The 242-nt window shown below is 71.9% G+C and carries 1 protein-coding gene; it reads left to right on the top strand.

Annotation, left to right across the window (positions count from 1 at the left end):
- The coding region (locus tag RAD10_RS42430) for a hypothetical protein (protein ID WP_461622083.1) at positions 1-242 on the top strand (242 nt) is incomplete at both ends.

Raw genomic sequence — 242 nt, 5'->3', positions numbered from 1 at the left:
ATCGACCAGACCCTGGAGCGCCCGCTGCGTCCGGGCGAGGTCTCGCTCGACGAGCTCGAGCGCGCCTTCCGCGAGACCGCGATCGAGGCGCCGACGCCCGCGCCCGTTGCCAAAGCCGAGCCCGCGCCGGCCGCTGAAGCGCCCGCGCCTGTTGCCAAGGAAACTGCCAAGGAAGCAAAGCCCGCCAAGGAGAAGGCCGCGCCGAAGAAGTCGATGGCCGACGAGGGCGCCAGCGAAGGCGA

The organism is Bradyrhizobium sp. 23AC (assembly GCF_054863025.1).
This window is presented reverse-complemented; position numbering and strand designations above follow the sequence as displayed.